Origin of the sequence: Methylophaga sp. UBA4204 (assembly GCF_002379485.1) — a bacterium.
Taxonomy (GTDB): domain Bacteria; phylum Pseudomonadota; class Gammaproteobacteria; order Nitrosococcales; family Methylophagaceae; genus Methylophaga.
In genome coordinates this window covers 1-8743 of record NZ_DFTU01000010.1, presented here as the reverse complement: position 1 = coordinate 8743, position 8743 = coordinate 1, and the positions used below count along the sequence as shown (strand labels likewise).

Below are 8743 nucleotides of genomic sequence, written 5' to 3'. Positions count from 1 at the left end.
AAAATGGCGCGGGGAAATCCACCTTGTTTCACTTATTGGCTTTATTACAAAAGCCCGATTCAGGTGATATCAGCGTATTGGGCGATAAAATCACTGATTCACAAGCCAAACAACGTCAGAAAATCGGGCTGGTCCCCCAACATCCCTATATGCTACCCGGCACGGTAAAAGACAATATTCGCCTGGCGCTGAAGTTACAAAAAGTGGATAAAGCCCGACATACATCTCAACTGCAACAGGCATTGGAAACCGTCAACTTGACCCAGTTGGCTGATCAGACCGCCAGCACTCTGTCGGGTGGAGAACAACGGCGTGTTGCGATTGCCAGGGTGCTGGCATTTGAACCGGATATCCTGTTGCTAGACGAACCATTTGCCAATCTGGACAGCTTTCACCAGCGCCAGCTGGAAGATGTGATCACCATGTTGACTAACGATGCTAAGCGCACAGTACTGTTTTCAACCCATGACCGTCTGCAGGCTTCCGCTATCACACCTCATACAATACAACTGCTTAAGGGCAAACCGGTTTCGGCTCCCCTGCTGAACCTGTTCCATGGTCATTATGATGGCGAAATCTTTCATACCAAAACACTGAAAATCTTTGCCGCGGAAGGCTCTCTTTCTGCCCGACATATTGCAATCGATCCGCTGGTGATAACGATTAGTACCCATGCTCATTCGGATAGCAGCGCCCGTAACCAGTTACCCGGACGACTTACCAGCATCAGCGAAGCGGGCAAAGCGGTGCGCCTGACAGTTGATTGTGGTGACAAATTTGAAGTGATTATCAGTCACCAGGCTTTATCTTCTCTAGGGCTTTCTCTGGGCGATTCACTATGGATTAGTTTTAAAGCCACTGCAGTTACCCTGTTGTGATTTTTATTTTAGAAAGACGTATAGGCAACGGCGCGACGATTGCGGTAACATAAACTCATGGTCACAACATTAAATCAAAACATTAAGTGAAACCCTCATTACAGCTACGCATTGGTCAAAGCCTGTCGATGACTCCACAGTTGCAGCAAGCGATCCGTTTGTTGCAATTATCATCCTTGGAGTTGCAGACAGAAATTCAGGAAGCACTGGAAACCAATCCCCTTCTGGAGGTTGAGGAAGAATACGACTACGACGAACCAAGCTCTGTCCGTCGTGATGAAGATACCGGTAGCCGCGAAATCAGCGAACTGGAAAATACTGATATTCCCGAAGATCTGCCAGTCGATAGCAAATGGGAAGATACCTACGATAATTCCCAGAGCATGACGAGTTCCGGCCCATCCGGAGACAGTGATTTTGAGCGGGATAATCAGGACGAAAGCAGTGACAGCCTGCAACAGCATCTACTCTGGCAAATGCGCCTCACTCCATTTAGTGAAACTGAACAGGCAATTGCCACCACTATCATTGACTCCATTGAAGACGATGGCTACCTGAAAACCACATTGGAAGAAATTCAGCAAAGCCTTGGCGAAGAATTTGCTGAAGTAGAACTTGATGAAATTGAAACGGTATTGCACCGGATTCATCATTTTGATCCCGTCGGTGTTGGTGCTCGGGACTTGCGTGAGTGTTTACTGATCCAATTACGATTATACGAATCGACTGTCGCTTTAAAGCATGTTGAGTTGCTTACAGAACTGATAGACAAACATCTGGATACATTGGCTAAACGTGATTACGCCCTGATCAAACGTGCTTTGAAAGTCAGCGATGATGAATTAACCGATCTGGTTCGCTCAATTCAGTTGCTTAACCCGCGCCCCGGCAGTAGTATCCAAACTGACAAAACTGAATATATCGTACCGGATGTTTATGCGATAAAAGTTCACGGCAAATGGCAATTGTCGCTCAATCCTGACAACGCACCTAAACTGCAGATTGCCGAACATTACGCCTCGTTAATTAACCGGGCCGATAGTAGTGAAGAGAACACTTATCTGAAAAATAATTTGCAGGAAGCACGTTGGTTTCTGAAAAGTTTACAAAGCCGTAATGAGACATTACTTAAAGTCACCCAAGCAATTGTGGAACGTCAACGTGACTTTCTTGATCACGGCGAAGAGGCCATGAAACCTTTAGTATTGGCAGATATCGCCGAAACCGTGGAAATGCATGAATCCACCATCTCCCGCGTAACGACTCGCAAATATCTGCACACGCCACGGGGAATTTTTGAACTTAAATTCTTTTTCTCCAGCCATGTCGGTACTGAAAGTGGTGGAGAATGTTCTGCAACAGCCATTCGGGCGATCATCAAAAAACTGGTCGCCGCGGAAAATCCGAGAAAACCCCTGAGTGACAGCAAAATTGCTGATATTCTGGGAGAACAGGGTATTAATGTCGCTCGTCGTACTATTGCAAAGTACCGCGAAACATTAGCGATAGCGCCCTCAAATGAGCGTAAGCGACTGGTGTAATACCAGTTTTAGTCCACCAACAGGAGTGATGCATTATGCAATTAAATCTAAGCGGACAACATATAGATATCACTGACAGCCTTCGGGACCACGTCAATAAAAAATTCGAGAAACTGACTCGTCATTTTGATCACATGACTAACGTGCATGTAGTGTTATCTGTCGAGAAACTTCGGCAAAAAGCTGAAGCAACTGTTCATGCCAGTGGCGCCGACTTATTTGCTTCTGACGAGCAGGAAAATATGTATTCCGCTATTGAAAATCTGGTTGCAAAACTGGATCGACAAATCATCAAGCACAAAGATAAAATTACTAACCACCATCAAGCTGATGGTGTCATTCAAAAACATAACGCTAGTTAAGGAGCGGGAAATTTCATGCTTATCGCTGCACTGCTCGTAAATGCGGACAACATCAGTTTCCACGATGAAGCTACCAGCAAAAAACGGGTGATCGAAAATCTCAGTCGTATGCTGGCAGCCAATACGAGTGCAGCGACTGCTGAAAAAATCTTTCAAGTTCTACTCGAACGTGAACGTTTGGGCAGTACCGGATTAGGCAAGGGCGTGGCAATTCCCCACGCCCGTGTCCCGGATCTTACCCACACCGTGGCCGCAATGCTGACACTGGAAACGCCGGTCGAATTTGAAGCGGCTGATGGTAAACCGATTGATATCGCCTTTGGTTTATTGGTGCCGGAGGATGATACCGAACATCATTTACAACATTTGTCACGTCTGGTGACATTGTTTAGAGATGAAGAAATCTGTAGCCGTATTCGACAGGCTTCCAGTGCTGAAGCCATTTTTGAATTATTGCTTTCCATCGACGAAGAATAATCTGTTATGTCTTTGCCAGCAGCCATGGATAGTCATCATGGTGTGATGATTCATTATCGGGATAAAGGCATCTTTATTTTTGGTGAAGCTGGTGCTGGAAAAAGTAGTCTGGCACTCGAATTAATTCATCATGGCGCAACACTGATTGCTGATGATGTGGTGGATTTTTCCCTGAAGAATGAACATCTTATAGCACATTGCCCCAAACTGCTTTCCGGTTTACTGCATACCCGTGAATTAGGCCTGATGGATATCCGCAAAGTCTGTGGTGAAGCTAGCTGGCATGCCAGCACCATTGCAGATTTGTGCATTGAACTGAAACGAGTCCATCACCCTAAAGCCAGTGTTAACACTCCGACACAACACAAAGTCATTCTTGGTAAAGCTTTAGTTGTATTGACATTATCTGTTGAAAATCCAGCCTCATTTAAAACCCGAATTGATAGCTGGCTGACAATGCAGGCGTCACATAAAGGCAACCATGAAAAAATGCAGCTTTGGCAGCTTGATAAAATGGCATTTTAAGCAGCAATATTTGCCTAAAACGCTCATATACATTACATTCATTGGCGGTAAACTGCCCTTCCAGTCTGACTTTCGCTGGTGACCAAGAGAACCAAGATGACCGTAGGTATTTTAATCGTATCGCACAATCATATCGGCACCGAGTTGATAAACACGGCCAGACAAATGCTTTCCTGCTGCCCGTTGCCCACTAAAGTTATCTCTATCGAAGTCAAAGATAATCCAGACGCCATACGCAAACAGCTGGATGGTGAATTGATTGGACTGGATCAGGGTAATGGAATTTTGATTTTGACAGATATGTTTGGCTCTACTCCCAGCAATATTGCTTGCGCAGTCTCCGATCGTGAAGATATCCGAATTGTTTCAGGGCTCAATCTCCCCATGCTAATCCGTGTTTTAAACTATCCAACCCTAAGCCTTGATGAACTTGAACACAAAGCGGTTAGTGGTGGCCAGGAAGGCATTGTACGTTGTCATCACTCAGGGTATCGTCCATGAAACAGGAACAAACATTTACCATCATAAACCGCCTGGGATTACATGCCCGTGCTGCGGCAAAATTCGTCACCACTGCTTCTGAGTTCCATGCGGATATTCAAGTATCAAAGGATAATCGTCAGGTTAATGGCAAAAGTATTATGGGAGTGATGATGTTAGCCGCTGCCAAAGGCACTGAAATTCAGGTCACCGCAGAAGGTGATGATGCCGAATCTGCGTTAAACGCTATCGGGGAGTTGATTGCCAATTACTTTGGAGAAGGCCAATGACGCTTGAGCTACAAGGCATTGGCGTTTCTCGAGGTATCGCGATCGGTCGTGCCCATATTCTGTTTCACAACCAGCCGGATGTTCGTGAATATCTGATCCCGGCGTTTTCCATTGAACAGGAAGTGGAACGTTTACTTGATGCGATTGAACAGGCCAAGCAACAGCTTAAATCGATTCGTAACCATATCCCTGCCAACGCGCCGGCTGATGTGACGTCGTTTATTGATACGCATATCTTAATGCTCAACGATTCATCACTGACCAAAGTTCCGGTCGATATGATCCGTCAACGTCGCTGCAATGCTGAATGGGCGTTGCAATTGCAACGTGATGCATTAATCAACGTATTCAACGAAATGGATGATCCGTATCTGCGGACACGACGGGATGATGTTGATCATGTGGTCAATCGTATCCATCGGATTCTCGCCGATCAGGAAGTAGCGGATCACGAAATTGCTGATGGACGCCTGAAAGGCCATATCATCATTGCTGAGGATTTGACGCCCGCAGATACCGTTTTAATGCAACATCAGGGTATTGCCGCATTTGTTACCGAACATGGTGGCGCCACTTCGCATACCACAATCCTGGCACGCAGCCTGGGTATTCCGGCAATTGTCGGTGTGGAATCTGTTCGTCGCTATGTGCAGGATAATGAACCACTGATCGTCGATGGTGAAGCTGGCATCATGATTGCCGGTGCCGATGAAGGAACACTCAGGGAATATCAACAACGGCGTATTGCGTTTGATGAACATATTTCATCTCTGAGTCGCTATAAATCCCAGCCTACGCGTACCCGTGATGGCAAGACCATTACGCTGCTGGCCAATGCGGAATTGCCAGAAGATATTTCCACTATCACCAATGCCGGGGCACAGGGCATCGGGCTGTATCGGACCGAATTTCTCTATATGAATCGGTTGGCACCACCGGAAGAGGAAGAACAGCTCGCCGCTTATCGTGATGTTGTCGAAGGTATGAATAATCAACCAGTCACCATTCGGACTTTCGATCTGGGGGCAGATAAGACCGTTGATGGTGGTCGGCACCTGACTCAGACAGTGGTCACTAATCCGGCACTGGGGTTGCGTGCTATTCGACTTTGCCTGACTCAGCCCGCTATGTTCCGCACCCAGTTAAGAGCCATCCTGAGAGCATCGGCCTATGGCAAAATCAAAATCATGTTTCCAATGATATCCACCATGCATGAATTGTTACAGGCACGTAATTTATTGGAACAATGCAAGATCGAACTGGATAGGGAAGGTCTGGAATATGATCGTCAGGTAGAAATTGGCGCAATGATCGAAATCCCGGCCAGTGCAGTCTGCGCAGAAATGTTTGCCCGTCATGTAGATTTTCTATCTATCGGCACCAACGATTTGATTCAATATACTCTGGCTATCGACCGTATTGATGACACGGTCAACTATCTCTACGACCCTTTACATCCTGCTGTTTTACGGCTGATTCATATGACGCTGGAAGCGGGTAGGAAATTTAATATTCCAGTATCAATGTGTGGTGAAATGGCTGGTGATCCCCGCTATGCCCGGCTATTGCTGGCAATGGGACTGGAACACTTCAGTATGCATCCCAATGCGTTGCTGGAAATAAAGCAAATCATTAACGAAACCGATTTGAGTTTATTACCGGATAACACGCTGAGTATTATGCAAGTGTCAGATGCACTTGAAGCCGATATGTTATTGGAACAAATCAACGCACCGATTCATCATTAGCTGCTATTTGTTTCGCTAAGGCTAGTCATTTAAAGCTATTCAGCACCAAGTAAGCAGGCTAAAATAGCCTGCGTAACCTCCCCCTAAAAGTACCGACGCCCTCTGGAGCCGGATATGTCTGAGCTGGACCAACACCGCAGTCTCAATCACTCGCTGAATGCCTTTTCCGAGGCGCTGAAAAGCGGCCGCTTTGTCAGAATGCGTCGCTTATTAGCCAGCTTGCACCCTGCTGAAACCGCTCATTTACTGGAATCCCTCCCTCCCAATGAACGGCTGGTATGCTGGCCAATCATCAATCCCGAATTACGAGGTGAGGTACTTTCCTATATTGGGGAAGATGTTCGTACCGGCTTGATGACCGGCATGGATACTGCTGATCTGTTGAGCGCTACTGAAGATCTGGATACCGATGATGTTGTCGATATTCTTCAGGATCTCCCTGGCCATGTGATGCAGGAAGTGTTGCGAGCCATGAACTCGCAACGTCGACGTCGGATTGAAGCCATTCTGGCTTATGAAGAAGATACCGCCGGTGGTTTGATGAACACCGATGTGGTCACCGTCCGCTCGGATATCACATTGGAAGTGGTCTTACGTTATTTACGTAAATATGGGGAGTTACCCGAAAACACTGACAGTCTTTATGTCGTTGATCATCAGGATAAATATCTTTTAACGCTGCGCTTGTCACAGGTTGTCAGCCGCAGCCGTTCACTTACTGTACGCGAAGCAATGTCGCATCAGGTCGATCCTATTCCCGCCAATATGTCGGACCATGATGTCGCCCACCGTTTTGAAAAACATGATCTGATCTCCGCACCTGTCGTCGATAAAGATAATCACCTGCTGGGCCGCATTACCATCGATGACGTGGTGGATGTTATTCGGGATGAAGCAGAACACTCTTTACTGAGTATGGCCGGTTTAAGTGAAGACGAAGATACGTTTGCCCCGGTCAAAAAAAGTATTCATCGCCGCTCGGTATGGCTTGGTATCAACCTGTTGACTGCATTTTTAGCGGCATGGGTTATAGGGCTATTTGATACCACCATTGAAAAACTGGTGGCTTTGGCTGTATTAATGCCAATAGTTGCCAGCATGGGCGGTATTGCCGGCAGCCAGACATTAACACTGGTCATCCGTTCTATGGCTCTGGACCAGTTGAATGATAAAAATCAACGCTGGTTATTACGCAAAGAATTTCTGGTGGGCATGGCCAATGGGGTGATTTGGGCAATTGCTATCGCTTTTGTAACCTACCTCTGGTTCGGTAATTTTTTACTGGGAATCATGATTGGTGCAGCCATTATTGTTAATATGACAGCTGCTGCCGTTGCCGGGGTAATGATTCCCCTGGGATTAAAACGTATTGGCATTGATCCCGCATTGTCCGGCAGCGTTCTGTTAACCACTGTCACCGATGTAGTCGGATTTATGGCTTTCCTCGGTTTTGCTACTCTATTTATCGTTTAACTCGGATTTTTGATTATGTCAGGCAACAGTTTCGGAAAACTTTTCACAGTCACCACTTTTGGTGAAAGCCACGGCACCGCCCTGGGGTGTATTGTCGATGGTTGCCCCCCAGGACTGGAATTATCCGAAGCCGATCTTCAGAATGATCTGGATCGGCGTAAACCGGGTAAAAGCCGCCATGAAACACAGCGCCGTGAACCTGATCAGGTCAAAATTCTTTCCGGTATTTTTGAAGGCAAGACTACTGGAACCCCGATTGGTTTGTTGATTGAAAACATGGATCAGCGATCAAAGGATTACGGCAATATTGCCGAGCAATTCCGCCCGGCCCATGCTGATTATGCCTATCACCACAAATACGGTTTCCGTGACTACCGTGGCGGTGGCCGATCATCAGCACGTGAGACCGCAATGCGCGTTGCCGCTGGAGGTATTGCCAAAAAATTTCTTAAACAACGTTATGGTATCGAAATTCAGGGTTATTTGAGCCAGCTTGGCCCGATTAAAGCTGAAACGCTGGATTGGGCGCATATCGAAAATAGTCTGTTTTTCAATCCTGATCCCAATATTGAAAGCGAGCTGGAAGATTATATGGATGCTTTGCGTAAGGAAGGCAACTCCATTGGTGCTCGCATTAATGTCATTGCACGCCATGTACCTCCGGGTTTGGGTGAGCCTATTTTTGACCGTCTGGATGCTGATATCGCCCATGCGATGATGAGTATCAATGCGGTAAAAGGCGTGGAAATTGGTGCCGGTTTTGAATCGGTTACCCAGAAAGGTACTGAACATCGGGATGAACTGACACCGGAAGGTTTCCTGACCAATAATGCTGGCGGAACATTAGGTGGTATTTCCAGTGGACAGGATTTGCTGGTAAGCATGGCGCTCAAGCCTACTTCCAGTCTGCGTATTCCCGGAAAAAGTATCAACACACGTGGAGAAGCCATCGAAGTCGTCACTCATGGT

10 protein-coding genes are annotated in these 8743 nt (G+C 46.6%); all 10 read left to right on the top strand.

The window, feature by feature from the left end:
* Positions 1–878, top strand: an 878-nt coding sequence (locus B3182_RS01400) for an ATP-binding cassette domain-containing protein (RefSeq protein WP_292751239.1), incomplete at its 5' end; no start/stop codon positions are given.
* An 86-nt stretch (positions 879–964) separates the two neighbouring features.
* Complete coding sequence (locus B3182_RS01395) at positions 965–2419, top strand: RNA polymerase factor sigma-54 (protein ID WP_292356670.1); 1455 nt, start codon at positions 965–967, stop codon at positions 2417–2419.
* 35 nt (positions 2420–2454) lie between these two features.
* Complete coding sequence (hpf, locus tag B3182_RS01390) at positions 2455–2781, top strand: ribosome hibernation-promoting factor, HPF/YfiA family (protein WP_292356671.1); 327 nt, start codon at positions 2455–2457, stop codon at positions 2779–2781.
* 15 nt (positions 2782–2796) lie between these two features.
* Positions 2797–3258 carry a PTS sugar transporter subunit IIA gene (locus B3182_RS01385; protein WP_292356673.1) on the top strand — a complete coding sequence of 154 codons (462 nt, stop codon included), beginning with the start codon at positions 2797–2799 and terminating at the stop codon, positions 3256–3258.
* Between the two features lie 6 nt (positions 3259–3264).
* Positions 3265–3783: an HPr kinase/phosphorylase gene (locus tag B3182_RS01380; protein ID WP_292356675.1), complete on the top strand. Its 519-nt coding sequence runs from the start codon at positions 3265–3267 to the stop codon at positions 3781–3783.
* 96 nt (positions 3784–3879) lie between these two features.
* Complete coding sequence (locus tag B3182_RS01375) at positions 3880–4284, top strand: PTS sugar transporter subunit IIA (RefSeq protein WP_292356677.1); 405 nt, start codon at positions 3880–3882, stop codon at positions 4282–4284.
* Positions 4281–4553, top strand: a complete 273-nt coding sequence (locus B3182_RS01370; protein WP_292356679.1) for an HPr family phosphocarrier protein — start codon at positions 4281–4283, stop codon at positions 4551–4553. The genes B3182_RS01375 and B3182_RS01370 overlap by 4 nt, the downstream gene beginning before the upstream one ends.
* Positions 4550–6301 carry a phosphoenolpyruvate--protein phosphotransferase gene (ptsP, locus tag B3182_RS01365; protein ID WP_292356680.1) on the top strand — a complete coding sequence of 584 codons (1752 nt, stop codon included), beginning with the start codon at positions 4550–4552 and terminating at the stop codon, positions 6299–6301. The genes B3182_RS01370 and ptsP overlap by 4 nt, the downstream gene beginning before the upstream one ends.
* 114 nt (positions 6302–6415) lie before the next feature.
* Positions 6416–7774, top strand: coding sequence for a magnesium transporter (mgtE, locus tag B3182_RS01360; RefSeq protein ID WP_292751236.1), 1359 nt, complete (start codon positions 6416–6418; stop codon positions 7772–7774).
* Between the two features lie 15 nt (positions 7775–7789).
* Positions 7790–8743: chorismate synthase (gene aroC, locus B3182_RS01355; RefSeq protein WP_292751233.1), on the top strand; the 954-nt coding region annotated here is incomplete at its 3' end.

Bases quoted from the DNA above. Each gene is read 5' to 3' on its own strand.
- hpf (WP_292356671.1), top strand. From the start codon at position 2,455: ATGCAATTAAATCTAAGCGGACAACATATAGATATCACTGACAGCCTT.
- B3182_RS01385 (WP_292356673.1), top strand. From the start codon at position 2,797: ATGCTTATCGCTGCACTGCTCGTAAATGCGGACAACATCAGTTTCCAC.
- B3182_RS01380 (WP_292356675.1), top strand. From the start codon at position 3,265: ATGTCTTTGCCAGCAGCCATGGATAGTCATCATGGTGTGATGATTCAT.
- B3182_RS01375 (WP_292356677.1), top strand. From the start codon at position 3,880: ATGACCGTAGGTATTTTAATCGTATCGCACAATCATATCGGCACCGAG.
- B3182_RS01370 (WP_292356679.1), top strand. From the start codon at position 4,281: ATGAAACAGGAACAAACATTTACCATCATAAACCGCCTGGGATTACAT.
- ptsP (WP_292356680.1), top strand. From the start codon at position 4,550: ATGACGCTTGAGCTACAAGGCATTGGCGTTTCTCGAGGTATCGCGATC.
- mgtE (WP_292751236.1), top strand. From the start codon at position 6,416: ATGTCTGAGCTGGACCAACACCGCAGTCTCAATCACTCGCTGAATGCC.